At 62.2% G+C, this 26,653-nt stretch carries 18 protein-coding genes and 1 riboswitch; of the genes, 7 read left to right on the forward strand and 11 right to left on the reverse strand.

Translation table 11 applies throughout. The annotated features are described in order from the left end of the window. Positions 1–18 precede the first annotated feature (18 nt). From sucD to K3152_RS02830, 3 genes are all read right to left on the reverse strand, one after another. Positions 19–909, reverse strand: coding sequence for a succinate--CoA ligase subunit alpha (gene sucD, locus K3152_RS02820; protein WP_221572500.1), 891 nt, complete (start codon positions 907–909; stop codon positions 19–21). A 30-nt stretch (positions 910–939) separates the two neighbouring features. Further along, positions 940–1,902: a malate dehydrogenase gene (gene mdh, locus K3152_RS02825; protein ID WP_221572501.1), complete on the reverse strand. Its 963-nt coding sequence runs from the start codon at positions 1,900–1,902 to the stop codon at positions 940–942. A 281-nt stretch (positions 1,903–2,183) separates the two neighbouring features. After that, positions 2,184–2,510, reverse strand: a complete 327-nt coding sequence (locus tag K3152_RS02830; RefSeq protein ID WP_221572502.1) for a hypothetical protein — start codon at positions 2,508–2,510, stop codon at positions 2,184–2,186. A 204-nt stretch (positions 2,511–2,714) separates the two neighbouring features. Continuing rightward, positions 2,715–2,884, forward strand: a riboswitch (cobalamin riboswitch). A gap of 91 nt (positions 2,885–2,975) precedes the next feature. On the opposite strand from K3152_RS02830, the gene K3152_RS02835 reads away from it, so the two are divergent. Genes K3152_RS02835 through K3152_RS02855 form a run of 5 tightly spaced genes read left to right on the forward strand, consistent with a single transcriptional unit; the run spans position 2,976 to position 7,775 of the window. After that, complete coding sequence (locus tag K3152_RS02835) at positions 2,976–4,916, forward strand: TonB-dependent receptor plug domain-containing protein (RefSeq protein ID WP_221572503.1); 1,941 nt, start codon at positions 2,976–2,978, stop codon at positions 4,914–4,916. Then, positions 4,913–5,800 carry an ABC transporter substrate-binding protein gene (locus tag K3152_RS02840; RefSeq protein WP_221572504.1) on the forward strand — a complete coding sequence of 296 codons (888 nt, stop codon included), beginning with the start codon at positions 4,913–4,915 and terminating at the stop codon, positions 5,798–5,800. The genes K3152_RS02835 and K3152_RS02840 overlap by 4 nt, the downstream gene beginning before the upstream one ends. Beyond that, positions 5,797–6,750 (forward strand): FecCD family ABC transporter permease, encoded by a 954-nt coding sequence (locus K3152_RS02845; RefSeq protein WP_221572505.1) that lies wholly within the window; start codon positions 5,797–5,799, stop codon positions 6,748–6,750. The genes K3152_RS02840 and K3152_RS02845 overlap by 4 nt, the downstream gene beginning before the upstream one ends. Further along, complete coding sequence (locus K3152_RS02850; protein ID WP_221572506.1) at positions 6,747–7,469, forward strand: ABC transporter ATP-binding protein; 723 nt, start codon at positions 6,747–6,749, stop codon at positions 7,467–7,469. The genes K3152_RS02845 and K3152_RS02850 overlap by 4 nt, the downstream gene beginning before the upstream one ends. 15 nt (positions 7,470–7,484) lie before the next feature. Then, a complete protein-coding gene (locus tag K3152_RS02855) occupies positions 7,485–7,775 on the forward strand; it encodes a GCN5-related N-acetyltransferase (RefSeq protein ID WP_221572507.1) in 291 nt (96 codons plus the stop codon). Between the two features lie 19 nt (positions 7,776–7,794). Here the strand turns inward: K3152_RS02855 and K3152_RS02860 are convergent, their stop codons facing one another. From K3152_RS02860 to K3152_RS02895, 8 genes are all read right to left on the reverse strand, one after another. After that, positions 7,795–10,047 (reverse strand): M3 family metallopeptidase, encoded by a 2,253-nt coding sequence (locus K3152_RS02860; protein WP_221572508.1) that lies wholly within the window; start codon positions 10,045–10,047, stop codon positions 7,795–7,797. A gap of 157 nt (positions 10,048–10,204) precedes the next feature. Next, on the reverse strand, positions 10,205–10,852 hold the full coding sequence (locus K3152_RS02865) for a hypothetical protein (RefSeq protein WP_221572509.1): 648 nt from the start codon (positions 10,850–10,852) through the stop codon (positions 10,205–10,207). Then, a complete protein-coding gene (gene thpR / locus K3152_RS02870) occupies positions 10,849–11,391 on the reverse strand; it encodes an RNA 2',3'-cyclic phosphodiesterase (protein WP_221572510.1) in 543 nt (180 codons plus the stop codon). Before thpR ends, K3152_RS02865 begins: the two co-directional genes overlap by 4 nt. Before the next feature lie 31 nt (positions 11,392–11,422). Next, positions 11,423–12,595, reverse strand: coding sequence for a GGDEF domain-containing protein (locus K3152_RS02875; RefSeq protein ID WP_221572511.1), 1,173 nt, complete (start codon positions 12,593–12,595; stop codon positions 11,423–11,425). 43 nt (positions 12,596–12,638) lie between these two features. Further along, a complete protein-coding gene (locus tag K3152_RS02880; RefSeq protein WP_247713122.1) occupies positions 12,639–13,562 on the reverse strand; it encodes a lysozyme in 924 nt (307 codons plus the stop codon). A gap of 256 nt (positions 13,563–13,818) precedes the next feature. Continuing rightward, positions 13,819–17,223 carry a calcium-binding protein gene (locus tag K3152_RS02885; RefSeq protein ID WP_221572512.1) on the reverse strand — a complete coding sequence of 1,135 codons (3,405 nt, stop codon included), beginning with the start codon at positions 17,221–17,223 and terminating at the stop codon, positions 13,819–13,821. A 179-nt stretch (positions 17,224–17,402) separates the two neighbouring features. Further along, on the reverse strand, positions 17,403–19,568 hold the full coding sequence (locus K3152_RS02890; RefSeq protein WP_221572513.1) for a calcium-binding protein: 2,166 nt from the start codon (positions 19,566–19,568) through the stop codon (positions 17,403–17,405). A 209-nt stretch (positions 19,569–19,777) separates the two neighbouring features. Continuing rightward, complete coding sequence (locus K3152_RS02895; protein WP_221572514.1) at positions 19,778–22,660, reverse strand: sulfatase-like hydrolase/transferase; 2,883 nt, start codon at positions 22,658–22,660, stop codon at positions 19,778–19,780. Between the two features lie 431 nt (positions 22,661–23,091). Here K3152_RS02895 and uvrA point away from each other — a divergent pair, with 431 nt between their 5' ends. Together uvrA and K3152_RS02905 are read left to right on the forward strand one after the other, a co-directional pair. Beyond that, complete coding sequence (uvrA, locus tag K3152_RS02900; protein ID WP_221572515.1) at positions 23,092–26,007, forward strand: excinuclease ABC subunit UvrA; 2,916 nt, start codon at positions 23,092–23,094, stop codon at positions 26,005–26,007. Between the two features lie 106 nt (positions 26,008–26,113). Continuing rightward, positions 26,114–26,653: a sce7726 family protein gene (locus tag K3152_RS02905; RefSeq protein WP_221572516.1), complete on the forward strand. Its 540-nt coding sequence runs from the start codon at positions 26,114–26,116 to the stop codon at positions 26,651–26,653.

The raw sequence follows: 26,653 nt of genomic DNA on the forward strand, positions 1-26,653 counted from the left end.
AGAGGGAGCGTTCGGCGGTTACGCCAGTTCCTTCAACATCGCATCGAGCGTCGTGCCGAGCTCGGAAGGCGACGGGCTGACGCGGATGCCCGCATCTTCCATCGCAGCAATCTTGTCGTCCGCGCCGCCCTGGCCGCCCGAGACGATGGCGCCGGCATGGCCCATGCGGCGGCCCGGAGGCGCCGTGCGGCCGGCGATGAAGCCGACCATGGGCTTCTGACGGCCCTTGGCAGCCTGTTCCTTGATGAAAGCTGCGGCTTCTTCTTCCGCGCTGCCGCCAATTTCACCGATCATGATGATCGACTTGGTGTCGTCGTCGTCGAGGAAGAGGTCGAGCACGTCGATGAAGTTGGTGCCGTTGACCGGATCGCCGCCGATGCCGACTGCGGTGGTCTGGCCAAGGCCGACCATGGTGGTCTGGTGGACGGCCTCATAAGTCAGCGTGCCCGAGCGCGAGACCACGCCGACGCTGCCCTTCTTGAAGATGGAGCCGGGCATGATGCCGATCTTGCATTCGCCGGGCGTCAACACGCCGGGGCAGTTCGGGCCGATGAGGCGGCTGTTCGAGCCGCGCAGGGCAGCCTTCACCTTGACCATGTCGAGCACCGGAATACCTTCGGTGATGGCGACGATCAGTTCCATCTCGGCATCGATCGCCTCGAGGATGGCGTCGGCCGCGAACGGCGGCGGCACGTAGATGCACGAAGCCGTCGCGCCGGTTTCGGCCTTGGCTTCCTTGACGGTGTTGAACTGCGGCAGGCCGATGTGGTCGGTGCCGCCCTTGCCCGGGGTCACACCCGCAACCATCTGCGTCCCGTAATCGAGCGCCTGCTGGGTGTGGAAGGTACCGGTGTTGCCGGTCATCCCTTGCGTGATGACCTTGGTGTTCTTGTCGACGAGAATGCTCATTTCGCCTCTCCTGTTCGAATGGTTTGTGGGTTAGGCGAGCGAGCTGTCGAGGCCCTTGCAGGCTTCGAGCAGTTCTTCGACCGCGTCGGTCGAGACCTTGAGGTTGCTCTTTTCCTCGTCCGACAGTTCGATCTCGATCACTTCCTCGGTGCCGCCTGCGCCGATCATGGTGGGCACGCCGACATAGAGGCCGTCGAGGCCGTACTTGCCTTCGACATAGCTGGCGCAGGGCAGGATGCGCTTGCTGTCGCCGAGATAGGCTTCGGCCATCGCGATCGCGCTGGTGGCGGGGGCATAATAGGCCGAGCCATTGCCGAGCAGGCCGACGATCTCGCCGCCGCCCTTGCGGGTGCGGTCGACGATTTCGTCGATGCGGCTTTCCGACACGCCCTTGATCTTGGCGAAGTCGTTGACCGGGATCCCGTTGATCGTGGTGTAGCTGGTGACCGGGACCATGGTGTCGCCGTGGCCGCCGAGGACGAAGGCGTTCACGTCCTTCACCGAAACGTCGAATTCCCACGCGAGGAAGGTAGCGAAACGCGCGCTGTCGAGCACGCCGGCCATGCCGACGACCTTGTTGTGCGGCAGGCCGGAAAATTCGCGCAGCGCCCAGACCATCGCGTCGAGCGGGTTGGTGATGCAGATCACGAAAGCGTCGGGGCAGTTGTTCTTGATGCCTTCACCGACCGACTTCATCACCTTGAGGTTGATGCCGAGCAGGTCGTCGCGGCTCATGCCGGGCTTGCGCGGCACGCCGGCGGTGACGATCACCACGTCTGCGCCTGCGATGTCGGCATAATCGTTCGAGCCGGTGATCTTGGCGTCGAAGCCTTCGATCGGGCCGCACTGCGACAGGTCCAGCGCCTTGCCCTGCGGCATGCCTTCCGCGATGTCGAACAGGACGATGTCGCCCATTTCCTTCTTCGCGGCGAGGTGGGCGAGGGTGCCGCCGATCATGCCGGAGCCGATGAGCGCGATCTTCTTGCGTGCCATAGGGGGTGTGCGTCCTTCGAACAGCGCGGGACGAATTGTCTGCCCGTTGGTGGCGCGCGGCTAGTCCCGCGTGGGTACGCGCGCCCGGTGTTTCGGGGTGCGGCCTAGGCCTCGTCAGGAGCGATTGCAACCGCTAACAGGGCCTGTCGGGAAACTATCTTTGCAAATGGTTTGCAATAGCAATAAGTGGTCGGGGAGATGGTTTCACCCGCTAGACGCGCAGACGCACGAAGGCGTTCCCGCCTCTCGGCAGGCTATGCGGTGCAATCGAATAGAAATTGTCAGCCGATGAGGCGTTCGTCTTCGGTCATGAGGCTTGCCTCGACCCGCTGGGCGGCCTGCCGGTCGAGCGCGCGGCAGATGCCGAGCCAGTGACGGTAATCTTCCGTCTCGTGCGCTGCGGCTGCGACTTGCGCGTTGTGGGCCGCGACTTCGACCGCACGAAGGCCGAATTCACCGAAATGGCGGAGGGCAGCTACCGTGGTTTCGCTCATGAAGCCCTCGAGCTCGTCGTGGTCGTTGGCTGCCAGCTCGATTTCCCCTCGGTTCAGGACACGGGCGATGGGCGAACGCGCAATATCGCGGGCGGCGGCGAAACGTACGGACATGGGCTTGATGCTCCCCTGGGTGGTGCTGGTTTTCCAGCTCTCCGGCTCTGTGCCTTAAGTTATACCCGCGGCTCGCTAAACATCTGTTCCGCAGCATGCTTGCTACAAAGTTAAAATGTTGCGCAGGGGTATGCGAAAGCGTCCCGCGCGCGCATGAGGTGCCAAGCGGGCAATCGCTTGCGATAGGAGGAATCCGGCGCTAGGGGCGGATTCATTGGTACGGGTCAAGGGAACGCGTGTGTAACGCCGCGGCTGCCCCCGCAACTGTAACCGGTGAGGCGCGCTCCAACACGCCACTGTCCATCGCGGGCGGGAAGGCGGGGCGAGGCCGATGAACCGGGAGCCAGGAGACCTGCCTGTACCGGTCGTTCAGCCGCGGGCGGGGTGTACCGATGGCAGCGGGGATGGGGCGTGTTGCGCCTCCTCCCGTCATGAGCGGCATATACGTTCATGATAGGAGTTCCCGTGTACAAATACCTGTTACTGCTTACCGTTTCGGCGCTGCCGGTTGCTGCCCATGCGCAGGATTCGACCGAGGATGCGCTGGCGGAAATCATCGCCGCGCAGGACGAGGCTGTCGGCGAGACGGATTACTACGATAATCCGGAAGTTTTTATCCATGAACGCCGCGTCCCGATTACGGTGACCGCGGACGGTCTGGGCACTTCGATTACCGATACTGGCCAGGCCGTTACTGTCATCGACCGCGAGGAAATCGAGACGGTACAAGGCGCCGACCCGCTCCGCGTCCTCCGCCGCGTTCCGGGAGTTACCGCCTCGCGCAGCGGCGGGACGGGCTCGCTGACCGGGCTTTCCGTTCGCGGGTCCTCGCCCGAGCAGGTGCTGGTGCTGGTCGACGGCGTGCGCGTGGCAGACCCGTCTTCTCCTTCGGGCGGGTTCGATTTCGGCAACCTGCTCACCGGCACCTCGAGCAAGTTCGACATATTGCGCGGCTCGAACAGCACCATTTTCGGCAGCGACGCGCTGGGCGGCGTCATCGACATTTCCACCCGCGCGGAGACCGGGCTTGAAGGCAGCGTCGAATTCGGCGCGCGCGACACGCTTTTCGCCACCAGCGCAGCCGGTATCGATGAGGGCGGGGTCTATTTCGGCCTCACTGGCTCGTGGTACGACACCAAGGGCTTCTCCGCCGCGAAGGACGGTGAGGAAGCGGACGGTTTTGAGCAATTCGCTCTCGGCGCCGTGACCTTCGTCGACATCACCGACAGCATCGAGGCCTTCGCCCACGCCAATTTCAGCGAGGGCTATCTCGACATCGACGGCTTCTCCTTCTCGCCGCCCTATGGCCTCGTCGATAGCGCCGACACGCAAAAGACGACCCGCCACTGGGGCGATGTCGGGCTCGCCTATCAGGGCAACGACCTGACCCTGCGCGGCAGTTACTCATTGTCCGACACCGAACGGCAGAACCGTACCGGCGATGGCATCGAGAGCTTTGCCAGCGACGGCACAATCGAGCGGCTGGCCCTGCGCGGCGATTACCTCCTTATCGGCGGGCTCGCGTTGGCTTTCGGCGCAGAGCACGAGTGGAGCCGCTTCGACACCAGTTTCGACGCCCCTCAAAAAACGAGCACCACGGGCGGCTACGCACAGCTCGGTTGGGAACTCGGCGACCTCGCCGTGCATCTCGGCGCACGGCACGATGCGCCAGAGGATTTTGCAAGCGAAACGAGTTTCGGCGGCGACATCAGCTACGGCTTCGGCGAAGGTTGGCGCTTCCGCGCCAGCGTGGGCGAGGGCTACAAGGCACCTACGCTGTTCCAGCTGTTCTCCGATTTCGGCAACCCCTCCCTCGCGCCGGAAAGCAGCACGAGTTTCGACTTGGGCATCGAGAAAGGGCAACGCGATTCCCGCCTCCGCTTTGCTGTGACCGCCTTCCGCCGCGACAGCGAGAACCTCATCGGTTTTGCTTCTTGCGCGCCCGGAGACGACGCCCCGATTTGCGCAGAGCGCCCCTTCGGCTTTTATGCCAACACGGGCCGCGCCCGCGCGCAAGGCATTGAGGTGGAGGCCGGTCACAGCCTAACCGATGCGCTCTATGTCGCGGGGGTTTACAGCCTCGTCGACACCGAGGACCGCGACACCGGCAATTGGCTGGCCCGCCGCCCGCGCCATTCGGGAACGCTGTACGCTGATTGGGAAAGCAATTTCGGCCTCAACCTCGGCGCGGATTTGCGCATCGTGGGCGACAGCTATGACGATGCAGGCAATTTCACCCGCCTCGACGGCTTTGAGGTCGTCGACCTGCGCGCCTCGCAGGGAATCGGCGAGAATCTGACCCTGTTCGGCCGTGTCGAGAACATCTTCGACAAGGACTACGAAACAGTCGCGGGATATGGCACCCCCGGTCGCGGGGCATTCATCGGGCTGAGGGCGCAGATGTGAACCGTCTCGCGCCCGCGCTGGCCTTCGCTCTCGCGGCATGCGCGGGCGGAGGAGCTGCGGGGGAAGAGGTGGCCGGACCAACCGTGGTCAGCCTCAACCCCTGTACCGACGCCATCCTCGCACAGGTCGCAGCGCCCGGGCAGCTGCTCGCGGTCTCGCATTACAGCAAGGACCCGTCCTCCAGCTCGATGGAGCCGGAGGATGCCGCGCGCTTTGCAGCGACGGGCGGAACGGTTGAGGAGGTGCTCGCGCTCGACCCCGATGTGGTGGTGGCAAGCAGCTTCCTCGCGCCCGCCACCCGCGCCGCGCTGAAGGAGTTTGGTGTGGAGGTCGTCACCTTCGGCGGCACCGCGACGGTCGAGGAGAGCCTGGCGCAGGTTCGCGAACTAGCGGCGCTGGTCGGGGATGAGGCGGCCGGCGAGCGACTTGTGGCGGACATCGAGGGAGCATTGGCCGAAGCCGCACCGGTCGGTCCTTCTGTCGAAGCGGCCCTCTGGCAACCGGGCGGCATCGTGCCGGGCGAGGCTTCGCTGGTGAGCGACCTGCTGCGGCGCACCGGCTTCTCCAGCTATAGCGCGGCGCGGGGCATGGCGCAGGCCGACTACCTCTCGCTCGAGCAGGTCGTGGCAGACCCGCCAGAGGTGTTGCTGATTGCCGGAAGCGAGCGCGGCCAGTCCCATCCGGCGCTGGAAAACCTCGCCGGAATGCGACGCGAGAGCTTCGACACCCGCCTCATCTACTGCGGCGGTCCGACCATCATCCGCGCTGCGCAGCGGTTGGCTGAGATAAGGCAATCCCTCCCCGTTCGTGTCGAGCGAAGTCGAGACACCCGCTCGCCTACGCTTCTCGACTTCGCTCGAAGCGAACGGAGGTTGGGTCGATGAACCGCGCCACGCTCATGTTCGGCGTGTTGCTGGCTTTGGCCCTGCCGCTTTCATTGCTCGCAGGGCGCGTGTGGCTCGACCCTGCGAGCACGCCCAACGCGACCATCATCCTCGCCGAATTGCGCCTGCCACGGGCAGTGCTCGCCATGATTGTCGGCGGCGGGCTGGGCGCGGCGGGGGCGGCGATGCAGGGTTATCTGCGCAATCCGCTCGCCGACCCCGGACTGTTCGGTATCGCACCGGGAGCGGCACTTGGCGCGGTGGTGGCGCTATGGTTCGGCTATGCGGCGAGCGCTTGGCTACTACCGCTATTCGCACTCGTCGGAGCGGGCGGGGCGATGGCGCTTCTGGCCGCGATTGCCGGGCGAACGGGCGGGATTGCGCTGTTCACGCTGGCGGGATTGATGGTCGCGAGCCTTGCAGGCGCTTTGACCGCGCTGGCGATTTCGATGGCGCCCAATGCCTTCGCCATGAGCGAAATCGTGCTGTGGCTGAACGGCGCGCTGACCGACCGCAGCTGGCGCGAGGTTTGGATTGCCGCGCCGCTGGTTACGCTCGGCGTTGTGCTGCTGTGGCGCACGGGGCGCTCGCTCGACGCGCTGACATTGGGTGAGCCGGTGGCGCGGTCGCTCGGCATCGATACCTCGAAATTGCTCTGGCTGCTCATCCTCGGCATCGGCCTGACGGTCGGCGCGAGCGTGGCGGTAGCGGGCATCATCGGCTTCGTCGGCCTCATCGTGCCACATCTCGTCCGCCCGCTGACCGACCGCAGGCCCTCGCAGCTTATCGTTCCGAGTGCGCTTGCCGGGGCCTTGCTGGTACTGGTCGCGGATAGTGTGGTGCGTGTATTGCCGCTCGTGACCGAACTCAGGCTCGGCATTGCGCTCAGCCTGCTCGGCGCACCGTTCTTCCTCTGCCTGCTTATCCGGATGCGGAGAGGACTGGCATGACGCTTTCGGCGCAATACCTATCACTGGCAGGCCGTCTGGAAGCCGCGTCCTGCGCTTTGGAGAAGGGCGGGATTACCGCTATCTGCGGCCCTAACGGAGCGGGCAAGTCCTCACTCCTGCAGATCTTGGCCGGACTGCTCGAAACCGATGCCGGAGAAGTGACGCTGGACGGCGAAAGCCTCGCCTCGCTCGAAAGCCGGGCTAAGCGCCTCGGCTACCTTCCCCAAGCGCCCGAAATCGCGTGGGACGTCACGGTGCGCAGCGTGGTCGAACTCGGCCGCATCCCGCATCGTGACGCGGCGACGGCGCCGGTAGAGGCGGCAATCGCGGCCATGGACCTCGCCGGATACGAGAGCAGGCGCGCCCAGGCGCTGTCGGGCGGAGAGCAGGCGCGTGTCCTGCTCGCGCGTGTCCTGGCGGGCGAGCCGGAATGGATACTCGCCGACGAGCCGCTGGCGGCGCTCGACATCGGCCACCAGCAGGCGCTGATCGGACACCTGAAACGCGAAGCGAGGGCGGGCAGGGGCGTGGTTCTGGTGCTCCACGACCTTGCGATGGCGATGAACCATGCCGACCGCGTGTTGGTTCTGGATGAAGGCCGGTTGGTCGCCGACGCCGGACCTGCAGAGGCCTTGTCGAGTGAGCGGATTGCCGAAGTCTGGGGCGTCGAGACCCGCTGGCTAGGCGAAGAGGGCGCACGGGCACTCGCGCACGCCTGACCCGTTCTTGCGGTCATGGACCGCGATGCGCTCGTCTCACACTGGTTCGAACTGACGCGCGAGCGGATGCCTGCGCTCGCCTCCGAGCGCGGCTGGCCGGTGCGGTTCGACCATTGCTTCCAGCGCATCCTGCTCGACAATGCGGTGGGTGCGAAGTGGAGCGATCACATCGCCTCGCCTGCATACAAAAACGCACCCGTGCGGGTGCTGCAGGATGCCATCGATATAGGGGAGGCCTGCGCGGCGGGGAGGGCGGAGCTTGCCGCCTTCAACCGCCTGTCGCTGGAATGGCGGGGCAAGCTTTAGGCCCACCCCGCCAACTAGATTACATTCCGGCGTCGCCGACCGTGGCTGGACCATCGTCCGACACGCTGCTGTCTGCCGCCTCGTCACCCGCGATGAGGCCGCGGGCCTCGAGCATCGGGGTGACGTCGGGCGCGCGGCCCGCGAAGTTTTCGAACATTTTGAAGTAATCCATCGTGCCGCCGCGGCTGAGCACGGTGGCGCGATAATGGTCGCCATTCGCGCGGGTCAGGCCGCCATTGTCGATGAACCACTTGCGGCTGTCATGGTCCAGCATCTGCGTCCACAGATAGCTGTAGTAACCAGCCGAATAGCCGGTCGGGCTGCTGAAGATGTGGTTGAAATAGGTGCTGCGATAGCGCGGCGGCACGAGGCTGACCTCGAGGCCAAGGTCTTCCAGCGCGCTGCGTTCGAACTCGTCCACCTTTTCCGGTGTATCGAGCGCGGCGGCCTCTTCCTTGGAAAGAGCTGCCCAGCGCATGTCGAGCAGCGCGGCTTCCAGCGTCTCGCCAAAGTCGTAGCCCTGGTTGAACTTGGAGGCTTCGGCAATGCGGTCGACCATGGACTGCGGGATGGTTTCGCCGGTTTCGTAGTGCTTGGCATAGTTGCGCAGCACTTCGGGATAGGTCGCCCACATCTCGTGCACCTGGCTCGGGTACTCGACGAAGTCGCGCGCCACGGCGGTCCCGCTCAGGCTCGGATAGCGCTGGTCGGCAAAGAAGCCGTGCAGCGCGTGGCCGAATTCGTGGAAGGTCGTGTTCACATCGTCATAGGTCATCAGCTGGACCTCGCCAGCGGGAGCCTTCACGATGTTGAGCGTGTTGTAGATGACCGGCTTGGTGTTCCACAGGTGGCTCTGGTCGACGATGGCGTTCATCCACGCACCGCCGCGCTTGGAGGGGCGCTGGAACGGGTCGAAGTAGAACAGGCCCAGTTCGCTGCCATCGCGGTCGAACACGGTGTAGGTCCAGATATCCGGATGCCAGGTGGGGATGTCGCTGCGGCGCTCGAAGGTCAGGCCGTAGAGCTTTTCCGCCATGTAGAAGACGCCGTCTTCCAGCACCTTGTCCATCTGGAAATAGTCGGTGAGCGCGTCTTCATCGAGGTCGTAACGTTCGGCCTTGATGCGGTTGGCATAGCGATACCAGTCCCACGGCTTCACTTCGTAATTACCGCCGTCGGCTTCGATCGCTTCGTTGAGGATGGCGGCTTCGCGGCGCTGGGTTGCCGCAAGCGCGGGAACCATCTGTTCCATGAAATCGAGCGCGGTCTTGGGCTTTTCCGCCATGCGGTCGTACATGGTGTAGCTGGCCCAGTCGTCCTCGCCGAACAGCGCAGCCTTCTCGGCGCGAAGCTCGGCAATTTTCGCGATCAGCGGTCGCGTGTCGATATCGGTCGTGCCGTCGGCGCGGTGATAGCTTGCCTTGAAAAGCTTTTCGCGCGCGGAGCGGTTGGTCATGGCGGGAAGCAGCGGTTGCTGCGTGGTGTTCTGCAGCGGCAGGGCGAACTTGCCCGGGAAACCCTTTTCCACCGCGAGCGCGGCAGCGGTTTCGATTTCACCATCCGAAAGGCCCGCCAGATCGCTGCGGTTGTCGAAGATGACCGGCTGGTCCGACATGGCGGCGGCGATAAGCTGGCCCGCTTCGGTGGTCAGCGTCGAAAGCTCGGTGTTGATGGCTTTCACCCGCTCGCGCTGGGCTTCGGTCAGGAGCGCGCCGGCGTGGACCATATTGTCATAGGTCTGCTCCAGCAGCTTGGCATCTTCGGGCGTCATCGTCATCGCGGCGCGGTTGTCGTAGACAGCCTTCACGCGCTGGAAGAGCACCGGGTCGAGCGTGATGCTGTCGCTGTGCGCGGTCAGGCGCGGGCCGATCTCGGAAGCGATCTCCTTGATACGGTCGTTGGTGTTGGAACCGGTGAGCGTGTAGAACATCGAGGCGACACGGCCGAGCATCCGGCCCGACTTCTCGTAGGCGACAATGGTGTTCTCGAACGAGGGAGCGGCCGGGTTGGCCTTGATGGCCTCGATCTCTGCCTTGTGAATGGCCATGCCCTGTTCGAAGGCAGGGATGTAATCGTCTTCCGAAACAGCGCGCCAGTCGGGCGCGTGGAACGGCAGGCTGCTGTCGGCGGCGAAATAGCCGGTCCCCTTGGGGATGGATACGGCCGCATCGACGGCGGCGTCTGCGATGGGGTCCATGTCACCTCCCGGGGTGCTGGTGCAGGCAGAAAGAAGGGCGGCGGCGGCAGTGGTGGCCAAAATGTGGGCCTTCATGGCGACTCCAATATCTGTTTTGCGAATCCTGCTTCCCAAATGCGCGGGAGTGGCAATTGGTTGCAGTTGCGACAATGTGCGCCAAGCGCAAGGCTGGCGCACGGGCAAGCTGCGACCGGCGAATGTTGGATGCCAGTCTACCAGCGGCGTATGAAGCTCACCTGAGGGCCTCGCCCTCTCCCCGTTCAGCCTGGTCGCGAGCGACCGCGGCGGCTTCCCCCAGCGCCTGGCGGTTGACCGTCATCACGCGCGGCTGGCCGGTGTCATCGACGATCAGCCAGAGCGAGCCGAGTTCGAAAAAGCCGCCCTGGTCCTTCTCGACCGTCATCTGCGACAAATCGAGGCGCTGGAGGAGGTCGAGCATGTTGTCGTCGAACACCTCGTCGAACAGCGATTCGACCTCGTCTTCGGTGAGTTCGCGCCGTTCGCCCTGATCGGTGATGTAGAGCAGCGGAATGCCCACCTCATCGAGGATTCGCGCCCTGTCACCGCTCTTCGCGGCATCGCGCAGGGAGGAAATCGCGGCCTCGAACTGGCTCGGAGACGCTCCGGTGGCGCAGGAGATGGCGCCGCCTTTCACGGCATCATGCGCGCGGTCGAATTCGATGTCGGGATCGTCCTGTTCGGACCACACCATCAACAGGCAATTGTCGCCCGGATTGGGGCTGGCCTCGGCCTCGACCGTTTCCAGCAGGCGCTGGCGTGCCGGATCTTCGGCGGTCCGCTCGCCAGTGACCGGCGAGCACGCACCCGCCATGGCGGCCAGTATCAGCGTGGTCAGGGGCGACAGGCGGGGAGGGGTCATGTTGGAGTGGCCGGATAGGTGACTACGGGTTGGTAGAGCGAACCCTGCTCGCGCAGGAAACTTTCGTACAATATGTAGTCATCGACCTGCCACGGTCCAAGGGCCAGCCCTTCGTGCCGTGCAAGGAACGGGGCGAGCGGGCCGGATGCGGTATTCAGCCGGGCCAGCGTGATGTGGGGCGTGAACTTGCGGGTCTGAGGTTCGAGGCCGCACTGGTGCAGAACCCGCTCGAGCTTGCGCTGGAACCGCATGAGCGGTTCGGTCGGGTTCACGCGGGCGTAGAGGAGTGTGGGGCGGTGTTTCTTTTCGAAATATCCGACACCTGCGACAGCAAGCTCGAACGGCTCGAAGGGCAATGTCGAGGCCGCATTGGCGATATCCTCGGCCATTGGGGTGTCGACCTCGCCGATATAGCGCAGGGTCAGGTGCAATTGCGCATCATCCTGCCAGCGCGCGTTGTCGACGTCCTGCATGATGTCGAGCAGCGCCTCGCGGATGGCGCGGGGCGGGCGAATGCCGAAAAAGAGGCGGTGGCTCATCGTTAACCCCGCACCTGTTGCGGGTCGTAGGTCAGGAGGTAAACCGGCGGACAGTGTTGCGACCGGCGGCCTTGGCGGCATAGAGCGCATTGTCGGCGCGTTGCAAGGCATCCGAAATGCGCTCGTCTCCCGCGAAGGTGGAGATACCCACCGAGGCGGTGCCGAGCCGTTCGGCCATGTCGAATTCGTCCGCCAGCTCGGCGATGGCCGCACGCAGCTTTTCCGCGACGAAATCGGCTTCCTGCTCGTCCGCAATGCAAAGCACCACGGCGAACTCTTCTCCGCCGAGGCGGGCGGCCTTGTGGCCATGGCCGCCGATTTCGCGCAATGTGTCGCGCAGCACCTGACCGATGCGGATGAGCACACGGTCACCCATGTCGTGACCATAAAGGTCGTTGACCTGCTTGAAATTGTCGATGTCGATCAGCAGGAGGTGACGGTCCATTTCCGACATGGTGTCACCTTCGAACATGGCGCGGCGATTATAGAGGCCGGTCAGCGGATCACGCTTGGCGAGAAACTCCGCTTCGGCCAGCGCTTCGGCGAGGTCTTCGCCCAGCCGCCGGTTGTCGACCAGCATGCCGGCCGCAAAAATGCGGTTCCTGGCTGCTCCGATGGCAAAGGCTGCGACCGCGAGCAGGATGACGGTGATACCGAAGAGCACCGGCATGCGGAATTCCTCGGGAGCGCCTGCCATGCCGAACCAGAACACCAGCAGGAAGGATGCACAGAAGGCCACCCAAATTTGCGGAAGCGAGGAGGTGTTGGTGATGACCAGGCTGGTGGCAATCAGCGCCCCGGCCAGCACGAGGAATGCCGCAGGATGGAAAGTGGGTTCGAGAAACAGGGGCAGGATGAGGTAGGCCCAGCTGGCCCCGGCAAGGGTCCCGACCAAGATGCACGCGCGATAAACACCATCGATGCTCGCACCAGTCGCGAGGCGGGCGCGAATGCGGACATAGACGAGGCTGGTCAGGCCGATTGCGACAAAGCGCAGGATGGCCGGGAGCAGGAAGCTCTGCGCGTTGGGAAGCAACTGGGAAAAGGCGATAATGACCGCCGTGCCGACGATATTGGTTGCCAGCGTGTGGCGCTCCACCTCGGCCATCGAACGCAGGATTTCGGTGCGCCGTTCCGCGTACCATCCTTCGTCTCGTTCGATTGCCGGGACACCGGTGGATGCCCTCTGCGCCGTGCCGTCCATCACGCCATCCTATCACACGCAAAGAGTACAGCCCACTTCAATATCAGGATGCGACCGTGCCGCTCTCGCGCGGGTCCTCGTAGGCGGCATCCATGAAGATCTTCGCCCGGCGTTCGGAACGGAATTCGAGGCCGCGGGCAACCTTGCCGGCCGCATGGGTGTAGTCGAGCTCGGCGGCGATGCCGTCGTAATCCTTCGCCGCAATCGCAGCGTTCAGGCGCGGGCTCTTCTTCTCGGACACATTTCCGAGGCCGACATTGTAGACGAGGTCGAGCAGGGCGTCGAACTCGTGCTGGTAGAGCGGCAGGTCGCCAACCAGCTTGGCTACGCCGCGCTCGGCGGTCTTGAGGTCCTGCTCGAGAAAATCGAGCACCTGCTCGTCGGAAATCCGGTCGCCGACGCGCAGATTGTCTGCCGGGCGGATCAAATGTCCCACACCCACCGTCGGATAACCCGCGACATCGCGATAGACGGTGTAGCGCACCCCCTCTTCCTCGATGAGGGCCTGCTTGAATTGCTCGCTCGCCTTGAGAAGGTGGGCCGGTTTACGGATATCTTCCTGCTCGACCACCTTGGTCGTGGGATGAGCGGAGGTTGTGGGATCCTTCTTCTGGACCGGCGGGCCGGTAAAGGCGGCAAGGCTCATGGCCCCCGCACCCATCATCAGCGAAGCGCGCTTGCGCGTCGAGAGCCGTGGTTTGACCTTGTAGACGCTGGCGGCAGCACGGCGGGCACGCTTCAATTCCTTGCGGTGCCTGCGGTGCCTGCGGATACGCGCAAGCAGGCCGAGCGCCTTGGGCTGCTCGCCCGCGTGCGGGGTCGAGGTCCATTTTTCTTCGTCGAGCGGCCGGTCGAGTTCCTCCATCAGGGCTTTCAATCGCGCGCTCTCTATCGAGCTTTTCGGCGATGGCCTGAACTTGGGGATATCGGTCGGCGCGCTGACCTTGCTGGTTGAATTGTCCGACATGGATAAGTGCGCCTTGTAACTTCGTATTTCTGCCCGGGAGTGCCGGGGCGCCCGGCCCGTAACCCGCTCGATCAGCAGGCAGGGGGAGGGCGATGTGTACCTGTTCAACGGTCGAACGGCGCGGATAGGTCCACGCTTCACCGTTCCTGAAACACAGATGGCAGGCAGGCGTGTCGCCATGAAAAAAGGGGCCGGACATCGTCCGACCCCCTCCATAATCCTCCTCGTCACGCGAGGAGTTAGCTATAAGCCCTTGTTAAAGAACGAAATCCGCTACCGTCAGTTCGACCTGTCCATCCAGCCAGATCATGAAGTCCGCCACACCGTCACCGTCGGTATCGCCCTCGATCAGCGTATAATACTGATCCGGAGTTCCATCGAAGGAGATGCGCAACTCGCCCGCGACACCGCTGAATGCTGCCGAACCGATGAAAGCGAAGGCGTCGTCCCCGCCGCCGGCGATCGCATCGATGGCGCCGAGGTCGATGATGTCGTTTTCAGCCTGGTCGAAGTCTGTGATGTAGTCGGCGTTGTCTTCCCAACGCGCAGTGTGGCCTTTCGCGAAGACGAAGGTGTCTGCACCGGCGCCCCCCGACATGATGTCCAGCCCCCAGCTGCCGATCAGGATATCATCACCATCGCCACCGACGAGGATATCGTTGTGGCCACCACCGTTGAGCAGGTCGTTGCCTATACCGCCTTCGAGATAGTCCTCGCCAGCAGCGCCGAACAACTGGTCGTTACCATCCTCGCCGTACAGGAGGTCATCGCCGGACTGGCCGTTGAGCATGTCGTCATCCAGCCCGCCATATCCGTAGTCGGCGTCCGCACCGAGATAAGCGCGATCGGTCCCCTCTCCGCCGAAGATCTTGTCGTTGCCAGCGCCGCCCCTGAACAGGTCGCCGCCATTTTCGCCGTACAAATCGTCGTTGCCGTCACCGCCGTACAGCTTGTCCCAGCCGTTGCCGCCGTAGAGGTTGTCGTTGCCCTCGTCGCCGAAGAGGAAGTCCGAACCGATGCCACCTACAATGTCGTCGAAGCCATCCCCGCCGTAGATGGCAGTGGACAGGTCGCCTGCGTGAAGCGTGTCGTCGAAGGCTGAGCCCGCCAGGCGTTCGACATCGATCAGGGTATCCATGCCCGCGCCGCCGGTATCCTGCGCAATGCCCTGGATGCCGAGGTCAACGGTCACTGCAGCGGCAGAATTGGCATAGCTGACGGTATCCGTGCCGTTCCCACCGTCGAGCAGGTCGTCGCCTTCGCCGCTGTAGAGCGTGTCCCAGCCATTCTCGCCATAGAGCGTGTCGTTGCCATAAACTGCATGCAGGTGGTCGTTGCCGGAGCCCCCGCGAACCGTATCATCCGGGTCATATACCTCGCTGAGCTCAGCCCCGGCGACATCGGCATAAATTGTATCGTCGCCATCCATGCCGAGCAGCGTCTCGCTGCCGTTCGAGCCGGTGATGATATTGTCGACGCTGTTGCCGGTGAGTGTGCGTCCATTTGCATAATTTGCTTCGCGATAGGACAGGTTCTCGAGGTTCTCGCCAAGGGTGTAGTCGTAATTGACGACGACCGTATCGATGCCTTCTCCGGCGTTCTCCACGATGGTGCCGGTTTCCCACACACGGTAGGTGTCGTTGCCGAGACCGCCGATGAAGGTACCGTTCTGGCCCGCCAGGTAGTTGTCCTGCTCGTTTCCGGTCAGCGTGCTCGACGAGCCGAAAATCGTCGCCTGTTCGACATGGAGCGGCATGACATAGTCGAGATTGGGGCTGAGCGAGACACGGTCGTAGCCGCCGTCCGCTGCCTCGATGACTGTCGCATCGCTGCTGGTGAGATAGTAATAGTCGTCGCCCGCACCGCCCGTCGCGCTGTCTGCTGCGTCCATATTGCGGAAATGGTTGGTGCCATCGGTGCCGATTACGCTCTGAGCGAAACCCCAGCCTTCGAAAGTAATGTCGAAGATGCCGTCGGGAGCTTCGTAATAGGCCGCCGAGACATGCAGGTAATTGCTAGGTTGTCCTGTCCAGTAATCGGTCCCGGTGCCGGGAATGACGACATCATTTGTATCGTCCACGTAGAAGTGCGTCAGGCCGTCGGTGAGGCTGCCATCCATGATGTCGGCACCTTCGCCGCCATCGAGATAATTGTAGCCGGTGCCATAAGCGGTAATCGTGTCATCGCCCGCGCCGCCATTGAAGGCAGTGTCCCCGCTTCCGCCGCCGTAGAGGACGTCGTCCCCGGTCCCGCCATCGAGGTAAAGTTGCCAATCGCTATAGCCGACGAACTCGATTCCACGCGCATCCAGCGTATCCGCCCCGTCTAGCCCGAACGCCTCCAGTGTGCCGTAGTAATTCGACTCTGGAAGCGCGAAGGTCATCAAATTGTCGAGCGCATTTCCGTAAAGAGAGAAATCCTGACCATCAGGCCCGATTTCGAAATTCTCGACATAGTTCGGCAGGACGAAGGAGCCATCGGAAAGGATGACCGTATCGATGCCCTCGTCGGGAGCCTCGACCACGATGTCGTTGAGGTTGTCGACATGGTACACGTCGTCCCCGAGGCCGCCGTACATCGTATCTTCCCCGAAGCCGCCGTCGAGAATGTCGTCGCCGTCAGTGCCAAATAGCGTGCCGTTGGCCGCATGGCTGTCGCCCCCCGAAACCAGGCTGCTGACATCGATCGCCAGTATACCGTCGACCGTATTGATAAGGGCGGTCTGGGTGTTCTCGTTGATGACCATTTCATCGCCGTAGGGCAGCACGGCTGTCTGGATTTCATTGAGGTAAAGCGGCTCGCTCGGCTGGAATGTCTCCATGTCATAGCCGGTGATGGTGCCGCCAAGGCTGTCGAGGGCAAACAGCGTCGAACCATCGGCGCTGAACGTCAGGGCCGCAATCTCTCCCGAAAATCCGTCATTGTAGGAGAGCGTGGTGATGTAGTTCATCTCCATGTCGAACAGGTACAGCGACCCGTTCACGTAGAAGGCATGCTTGTACCCGGTCCACGTCGACGCCTCGACACCGGTCGCACCGTCGAGCGCGCCCGGCGGGAGCGCGGCGTTTTCTGTCGTCATGCCGTAATCGAAACCATAGGCTCCGGTCAGTTCGTACTCGCCGTCAGTCGTCCCCAGCTCCCCGACGAGGGCCAGGGCTTGATCGCCAACCGGGGTCAGGGATGGAGCGAGTTCACCGGACTCGTAGCCGTTCTGCTGTTCGTAGGTGCCATCCCAATAATCCATCGTCGTGAGCGGCGCGGTCCCGCCACCTTCGACCGTCTGCGTCATGATGATGTAGGGGAGGGGGGCAAAGGACACGTCGCCGAATGCGCGCTGGTTGCCGGAGACGGGGACATCATAGGTCGTCGCCTGGAAAGTCTGTGTATCGACTATCACGACATGCGCCGTAGCCGTGAAATCCGCGCCACTTCCCGATTCATTCGATAACGTGCCCACGGTGATGGCGAGGACCGAGCCGTCCATCGGGTGGATGGCTATCCCGTCCAGATCGCCGCCGATGTAGAGCTCACGCACGAGGCTTCCGTCGATGGTATCGAAAACCCGCAGGTAGCCGTCGTTGCAGGCGAGGTAGATCAGCGAGCCGTCAAGGCTCACCACCCAGTTCTCGTCTGCTTCCTTCGAAATCAGGAATTCGGCCATGTCTGCGTCCCCCTTGGCATTGGTAGAAATACCTATGGGGAAGGGCGATACAGCCTAAAACTTGATGAATTCTAACCACATGGCACTTTGATTGGAGAGTATCGCTCCAAACAAAAAGAAAAGCCGGACTGCAATTGCTGCAGCCCGGCTTTTTTCGCAAATAAATCGGTAGCCGATTATTACAGCACGAAATCACCCGCGGTCAGGTCGAGTACACCGCCCAGCGAAATCGAGAAGTCGGCTAAGCCGTCCCCGTCCACATCGCCTTCGATCACGGTCTGGTTCTGGCCATCGACATAGAAGCGCAGCTGGCCGGCAACACCGCTGAATGCCTCGTTCGCGATAAAGGTGAAGGCATCGTCCGCGCCGCCCTTGATGGCATCGATGGCCGAAAGGTCGATGGTGTCACCTTCCTCGCTGCTGAAGTCGGCAATGTGGTCCGGTTCATCCTGGCCCCGGGCGGAATGCCCGTCGTCGAAGACGAAGGTGTCGGCGCCCGTACCTCCGTTGAGCGTGTCGCGGCCCCAGCCGCCGATCAGCACGTCGTCACCGGCACCGCCGATAAGCTGGTCGTCCTGGCCGCCACCATTGAGCGTGTCGTTGCCGCCTCCGCCGTGAAGCGTGTCGTCCTCGGCCTGTCCGTTGAGCATGTCGTCGTCCGCGCCGCCATAGGCGACGTCGTTGCCCGAGCCGAGCCACGCACGGTCGGTCCCCGCCTCGCCGAAGATGAAGTCACGCCCATTGCCGCCCTGGAAGCCGTCGCCGCCATTGCCGCCGTACATGATGTCGTCGCCATCGCCGCCGTTCAGCTGGTCCCAGCCATTGCCGCCGGTCAGCGTGTCGTCACCGCTTTCGCCGAAGAGCGCGTCGGAACCGCCGAGGCCGGTGATGACGTCATTGCCGAGGCCGCCGACGATGCTGTTGACCACCTCGCTTCCGCCGAGAGTGTCGTCGAAAGTGCTGCCGATGAGGTTTTCCATGTCGACGAGCATGTCGAGGCCCGCGCCAACCGTGTCCTGCACCTCGCTCGAAGCGAGGTCGACGATGACGCCTTCCAGCGCGGTCGCGTAGCTCGCGGTGTCGCGGCCATTGCCGCCGTCGAGGTAGTCATTTCCTTCGCCGCCCTCGAGCGTGTCCCAGCCAGCACCGCCATAGAGGCTGTCGTCACCTTCCGCCCCGGCCAGCGCGTCATTGCCGCCGAGACCGTAGATGCCATCACGTTCCGCGCCGCCGGTGAAGCCGTCGACTGCATTGGTGCCTTCGGTAATGGTACCGATGCCGAGGTTGTTTTCGCCGGTGAACCCGACAAAGCGAACGAGGTCGAACTCGCCGTTCGAAAGCACCAGTGTACCGTCGGCGAAACCGTCACCATCGCCGTCATACTGGACCAGCGTCTGGCCGCCGGAGTGTTCGTAGCGAAATTCACCCGCAGAGCCGCTGAAAGCGGACGAGCCGATGAAGGTGCTTACAAGCGAACCTGCTGCATCGTTCCACGTCAGGTCGATCCAGTCGTCTGCTGCGAAATCGGTGATGGTGACACCATCGATGGCCCGGACAGCAGAGCGGAATGAGTATTCGTCAGCACCGCCATTGCCGGTGAGGATATCCGTGCCAGCCGACAGGTAGTCGAAGCTGGCGCTGCTGTAGTCCAGGGTCCAGAAATAATCGTCACCCGAGCCACCGATAATGATGTCGTCACCAGACGTGTTGGGAACGTAGACAGAAACTGCCGAAGCTGACGCGTCGACATTGTAGGTGCCGCCGTCGAAGTATAGCGAAAAGGAGATGAGTTCGACTTCGGTGACGTCTGCAGAAACCGTGGCGCCCGAAATGCTGGTCCAGTCACTTTCTGTGACTATGGTGTAGTTTCCGCTGCCGCCAGCCGGAGAGACGACATCGCGACCTTCGCCACCCCAGATATCATGGCCGACACCGTCAATTCGGAACCGGTCGTCCAGCGATGACCCGATAAGGGTGCTGAAATCTGTATAAAGAGTGAGCTGGACTCCCTCGGTGGCGTTGGGATTATCTCCCCAGGCCGATGCGTCGATGGTCAGGAAACCATCGGAGAAATAGTCGTTAAAAGCGAAATTCTCGATGTTGGTGAAAGTCGTTGTTCCCGACCCGGAACCCGTACTGAAAGTCAGCGTCGAGCCAGTCAGGACGTATTCGCCCCCGTAACCGAAGTCGGGACTAACATACAGCTCGTCTTCGCCTTCTCCGCCATCGACGGTGTCGTTGCCTGACGTAACTTCTATCGAGTCCTGGCCGGCGCCGCCTTCGACCACATCGTCACCGGACGTTCCTTCGAGAACGTCATTTCCATCCGTACCAACGATATACATATTTGACCCCTGACATATCCATGTCGTGCCTGCGCGACGATCCGGTCACGGCAGGCACTATAATTGAACTCGAAGCGTGGATTGCTTTGCGACCCAAAGCGAATTTTCCGCCCATTTGAGTTTGGAATGAATAGTAAAAAGCCCTGCCGGTCAATGCCGGCAGGGCTACGAATTGGTTTTTATTCTGATAAAGCCACGAATTCGCGATTTTACATTACGAAGTCTCCCGCCGTGAGGTCATGCACGCCTTCCAGCCTGATCTGGAAGTCGGCCACGCCATCGCCGTTCACATCGCCTGCGACGAAAGTAGCCTCGCCTTCGACGTAGAACCTGAGCTCGCCCGCCGTACCGCTGAAGTCCGCATCGCCGATGAAAGCGAAGGCATCGTCATCGCCGCCAGCGATGGCATCGATGGCGGATAGGTCGATAATGTCGCCGTCTTCCTGGCTGAAGTCGGAGATGACATCCGCATTGCCCGTCCAGCGGCCCGAATGGCCGGTTTCGAAGACGAAACTGTCCGCACCCGTCCCGCCGGTTAGCGTGTCGAGACCCCAGTTGCCGATGAGTATGTCGTCGCCTGCGCCGCCGATGAGCACGTCTTTCTGCGCGCCGCCATCGAGCGTGTCGTTGTCCGCACCCCCGTCGAGCGTGTCACGGCCATTCGAGCCCTTGAGCACATCGTCGCCTTCATCGCCATGGAGCACGTCGTCGCCGGCCTGGCCGTAGATGTCGTCTGCGTCCGCGCCGCCCCATGCGGTGTCGACATCGTTGCCGCCGTAGATGCGGTCGGTGCCCGCCTCGCCGTGGAAAGTGTCGGCGCCGGCATTGCCCTTCATCAGGTCGCCGCCATTGCCGCCCCACAGCGTATCGTCGCCTTCACCGCCGGACATCTTGTCCCAGCCAGCGCCGCCGTAGAGCGTGTCGATGCCTGCCTCGCCTTCGAGGACATCGCTGCCGCCTTCACCGTAGAGCGTATCGCCCTCTTCGCCGCCGCTGAGCGTGTTGATGCCTTCGTCACCGGTCAGCGTGTCGGCAAAGGCTGAGCCGGACAGGTTCTCGATGGACAAGAGGGTATCGAGACCTGCGCCCATAGTATCCTGTGCCATGTCGGCAAGCGCGAGGCTGACCATGATGCCCGAGGTGGCAGACGCATAGCTGGCCGTGTCTATCCCATCGCCGCCATCGAGCGTATCATCTCCATCGCCTCCTTCCAGCGTGTCCGCGCCAGCTTCGCCGTAAAGTAGGTCAGCGCCACCGTTGCCATTGAAGATGTCGGCGCGGTTGGTGCCATAAATTGTGTCTGCAAAAGCGGTGCCGATTACGTGTTCGACACTCTGCAACGTATCCACCCCGTAGTCGGTGCTGGTGACCTTGCTCCAGCGCATGAAGATGCCGGTGGCGGACTGGGAATAATCGACTGTGTCGTGTCCCTTGCCAGCGATGATTGTGTCGTTACCGCGGCCCGGATCAATGTAATCGTCACCAGCTTTGCTCTCGATACGGTCATCGCCATCGCCGCCATAGATCACGCCGCCCCCGATGATGACGTTGTCGAGCTCGTTGCCGACGATATGTGCAAAGAGGTCTGGGTCATTGGCCCCTTCCAGCGTCGAGATCACACGCTCGAGATTGGGATCCATCACGATGTCAAGCAGGTCGGTTCGCAGCGTGTCGTAGCCGCCGTCCGCAGCTTCGTGAATGGTGAAGTCGGCAACAGCGGGGTTGCGCAAGATCAGGTAGGTATCATCCCCGCCGCCGCCGTGGAGATCAAGCTCTTCGGTAGGCACGAGAGTCTCACCCTCGTCGGAGCCGACAAGCGCGCCAACACCGGTGCCGAGCACCCAGCCGTCTTCAGCCATCTCGATATCAAGCATGGCGTCCAACTGAGCCATGATATCAGCATAGGCGGCATCGCCGGCCAGGTTGTACACATTGTTCGTGTCGCTCGCTGCGTAAAGTTCCACGCCTCCCTCGAAGTAGCGGATATAACGCCATTCGTTCGTACGGATCGAGCCACTCCCATTGTGGGTAGTGATCGCCGAGCCATCGTCGAGCAGTGAAGGGTCCTCGATGAAAGAAACGAGGCTGCGTCCGTCAAGGTTGTCCGGGCTTGCAACGCCTAGGAGGTCGTACACGGTTGGCATGATGTCGAGCAGTTCGACGACCTGCCCAACGACTTGGCCATCGTCATCGCTTCCCGGCTGGGCGATGACGAAAGGCGCGCGTGCGGCATTGTCCCACAGCGTGAACTTCCCCCACTTGTCCTTGTCGCCGAGGTGGTAGCCGTGATCGGTCCAGAGCACGATCATTGTGTTATCGTCGAGGCCGGTCGCCTCTAGCTGGTCGAGGATCTTGCCGATCAAAGAGTCGGCGAAACTGATCGCGGCAAGGTAGGCCTGCATGGCATACGCGCCTGCTTCATCGGGATCGATAGACCAGCGCTCGACGCCGATCATGTTGAAGGCCGCTTCGGGAAGGTCGTCCAGGTCGAAGGGCGGATTGTCTACGAGGACGATTTCATCGATGGGGTATAGGTCGTAGAATTCCTGAGGTACGACCCAGTTGAGGTGCGGCTTGTTGATCCCAACGAACATCGCAAAGGGATCGGTGGCGTCGTAGCTTGCAAGCAGGTCGAGCGCATAGCCGACGTTGACTTCATCGCCGTTGATACCGGTCAGCGCCGGATCAAGGACACCGATCTGGTTGCCGGTCACATCGGTACGGTCGTTGAATATTACGTTCGCAATTTGGTTTCCATAGTCGGCGCTGAATCGGTTTGAATGGACGACTTTGCCGATCATGCTCGTGTGGAAGCCCGCATTCATCAACTGGCCCATCATCGTGTCGCCGGGATCGACCGCGTCAGACCATAGCAGTAAATTGCCATGTACTCCCGTATGCGCAGGAGACAGTCCGGTTAGCATGGACGTGCGGGAAGGATTGCACATCGCGACTTGCGAAAATCCGTTCTCGAAGGTCGTTCCCATCGCCATGATGCGGTCGATGTTCGGAGTGTGGACCGTGCCCGCGTAAAGACTCTTCAGCATCGAAAATGCTGCCAGGTCGTCCACTGAAATAAAAATAACGTTCATTGGTTATCACCTGACAGCGTTCTTGCCATGTCAGCCCAATTGAGGCGGTCGGTTTTTATCCGGGCGGAGAATGGTGAGTTCGTCAGCGAACCTGCGGCAAACATCTCGGTACCTGCAAGCGGCAAAAAATTCATTACTCGCTTTTCCGTGTAGCTGGGACAGCACGACGGCGTATTGTCCACGCCTTTTGCCTGCCGCGAATTATGGCCTGACCGTAAAGATTGTTTTCTGGCGATTGGTAAATGGTCGGATAGGGATTAGCTTTGAGACACGCCGTGGCCCGAATTCTTGGGTCACAAGCGCTGCGAGCAAGGCAGATAACCGACCAGCGGCACGACAAACATTGCCGAACGCCTCCAAAATCGCGCAAGACTTCCTATGTCGGCGGCCAAGCTTGACCTTAACGAACATTTGCGGAACACGCTTCCTCCATGGCACTTACGAAAATCTCCGTCCGCGGCGCGCGGGAACACAATCTCAAGGGCGTCGATATCGACCTGCCGCGGGACAGTCTCATCGTCATCACGGGGCTGTCGGGCTCGGGCAAGTCGAGTCTCGCCTTCGACACCATCTATGCCGAGGGGCAGCGGCGCTATGTCGAGAGCCTGAGCGCCTATGCGCGCCAGTTCCTCGAGATGATGCAGAAGCCCGATGTCGAGCATATCGACGGGCTTTCCCCCGCCATCTCCATCGAGCAGAAGACCACCAGCCGCAACCCGCGCTCGACCGTGGCGACGGTGACCGAGATTTACGACTACATGCGTCTGCTATGGGCGAGGGTGGGGGTGCCATACTCGCCCACCACCGGCCTGCCGATCGAGGCGCAGACGGTCTCCAATATGGTCGACCGGGTGATGGAACTGCCCGAAGGCACGCGGCTCTATTTGCTTGCGCCGGTCGTGCGCGGTCGCAAGGGCGAATACCGCAAGGAGCTGGCCGAGTGGCAGAAGGCGGGCTTTACCCGTGTGCGCATCGACGGTGAAATGTACGCAATCGAGGAAGCCCCCGCGCTCGACAAGAAGTTCAAGCACGACATTGAAGTGGTGGTCGATCGCCTCGCGGTGAAAGAGGGGCTGGAAACGCGCCTTGCCGACAGTTTCGAGACCGCGCTGAAGCTCGCCGATGGGCTGGCCTATGTGGATCTTGCCGATGGCGTGGTGCCGGGACGTGAGGATGAGGGAGCGTCAGGCGGCGCGATGAAGGGGGCGGGGCTGCCCGCCAACCGCATCGTTTTTTCGGAACGCTTCTCCTGTCCGGTCTCCGGTTTCACCATCGAGGAAGTCGAGCCGCGCCTGTTCTCCTTCAACGCGCCGCAGGGGGCCTGCCCGACCTGTGACGGTATCGGCGAGAAGCAACTGTTCGACCCGCAGCTGGTCGTTCCCAACGAGGCGCTCAGCCTCAAGAAGGGCGCGGTGGTGCCTTGGGCGAAAAGCAACCCGCCAAGCCCCTATTACATGCAGGTGCTGGCCAGCCTCGCGCGCGAATACGAGTTCGACCTCACCACCCCGTGGGAGGAGTTCGACAAGGAAATCCGCGACATCATCCTCTACGGCACCAAGGGCCGCGCCATCCCGCTCACCTTCAAGGACGGGCGCAAGCAGTACACGGTGAAGAAGCCGTTCGAGGGTGTCATCGGCAACCTCAACCGCCGCATGCTCCAAACCGAGAGCGCATGGATGCGCGAGGAGCTGGCCAAGTTCCAGACCGCGCAGCCATGCGAGACCTGCCACGGCAAGCGCCTCAACGAGAAGGCGCTGGCGGTGAAGATCGACGGGACCGATATCGCCACGCCGACCAAGATGAGCGTGGCCGATGCGAAGGCCTATTTCCTCGCGCTCCCCGATGCGCTGAACGACACGCAGCAGCAGATTGCCAAGGCCATCCTCAAGGAAATCAACGAGCGACTGGGCTTCCTCGACAATGTCGGGCTCGACTACCTCAACCTCGACCGCACCAGCGGCACATTGTCCGGCGGGGAGAGCCAGCGCATCCGTCTCGCCAGCCAGATTGGCTCGGGGCTTTCGGGTGTGCTCTACGTGCTCGACGAGCCCAGCATCGGCCTCCACCAGCGCGACAACGACCGGCTCCTGGAAACCCTCAAGCGCCTGCGTGATCTCGGCAACACCGTCATCGTTGTCGAACATGACGAGGACGCCATCCGCACCGCTGACCACGTGGTCGACCTCGGCCCGGGCGCGGGCGTGCATGGCGGCGAGGTGGTGGCGCAGGGTACGCTCAAGCAGGTGCTCCGCTCGAAGAAGTCGCTCACTGCAGACTACCTCACCGGGAGGCGCGAGATTGCCGTCCCGCAGGACCGCCGCAAGGGCAACGGGCACGAGCTCACCGTCCACGGCGCGCGGGCGAACAACTTGAACAACGTCACCGCCAGCATCCCGCTCGGCACCTTTACCTGCATCACCGGCGTCTCGGGCTCGGGCAAGTCGTCTTTCACTATCGACACGCTCTACGCGTCTGCCGCGCGGACATTGAACGGTGCACGCGTGGTCGCGGGCGCGCACGACAAGGTCACCGGCCTCGAATATTGCGACAAGGTGATCGAGATCGACCAGTCGCCCATCGGCCGCACCCCGCGCTCCAACCCGGCGACCTACACCGGCGCCTTCACCCAAATCCGCGACTGGTTCGCGGGCCTCCCCGAAGCGCAGGCGCGCGGCTACAAGCCCGGCCGCTTCAGCTTCAACGTCAAGGGCGGCCGCTGCGAGGCGTGCCAGGGCGACGGCCTGATCAAGATCGAGATGCACTTCCTGCCCGACGTCTACGTCACCTGCGAGGAATGCGGCGGCAAGCGCTACAACCGCGAAACGCTGGAGGTGAAGTTCAAGGGCCACTCCATCGCCGACGTGCTCGACATGACGATCGAGGATGCGGAAGTCTTCTTCAAGGCCGTCCCCCCGATCCGCGACAAGATGCACATGCTGAACGAGGTGGGGCTGGGCTACGTCAAGGTCGGCCAGCAGGCGACCACGCTGTCAGGCGGCGAGGCGCAGCGCGTGAAGCTGGCCAAGGAACTGTCGAAGCGCAGCACCGGCCAGACGCTCTACATCCTCGACGAGCCCACCACTGGCCTCCATTTCGAGGATGTGAGGAAACTCCTCGAAGTGCTCCACCGGCTGGTGGACCAGGGCAATTCGGTGGTGGTGATCGAGCACAATCTCGACGTCATCAAGACCGCCGACCACATTCTCGACCTCGGCCCCGGCGGCGGCGTGCGGGGCGGGGAGGTTGTGGCGCAGGGGACGCCGGAGGAAGTGGCCGAGGTGGCGGAGAGCTACACGGGGCAGTATCTCAAGCCGATGCTGGAGCGGCAGCGGGAGGCGGCGGAGTGAGCGAAGTGCTAAATCGGCAATTCTACAGTGACTTCGAGCGCATTGCGTTTCATTAACTTGACGGTATTACGCTGCCCCTATGGGAGATGGTCAGGAAATTGAGCGTGTGAAGCTTGACGATTCAATGCTTCGTAGCTGCCTGAAAGAATGGTTGGCTGATTGCCACGCTAGCGAGTCAGATACAGCAATCACCGAGGAATTGCCCATCCCACGTCCATCGGTGCGCGCTGATGTTGTCGTTACTAACGGACGCTTCGCAGGTTATGAAATCAAGAGCGATCTCGATAGCTTATCGCGTCTTCCCCGTCAGGTTCGAGGCTACAGCGAAGTATTTGAGAGGGCCTTTGTTGTCACCACTACAAGGCGGGTCGTACAAGCTAAGAAATACCTACCTGACTGGTGGGGTTTAATTGAGATTAAGCCCGATTTGTCTGTACGTGTCCATAATAAGGGGCGTATGAACCCAGCGCTCAACATAAAGAACGTTTTGTACATTCTTCCGCGAACGAAGCTTAGAAATGTCGCAGCAGAACTCGAGCTAAGCGTTCAATCCAATTTGAAAAAATCTGACTTGATTACTGCAATCACAGCCGGAGCGTCGAGGTCAAAAATCCTGTCAGCTTTCCGGAAAAGTATGAAAGATTAA

Origin of the sequence: Qipengyuania polymorpha, from assembly GCF_019711435.1 — a bacterium.
GTDB classification, from domain to species: domain Bacteria; phylum Pseudomonadota; class Alphaproteobacteria; order Sphingomonadales; family Sphingomonadaceae; genus Qipengyuania; species Qipengyuania polymorpha.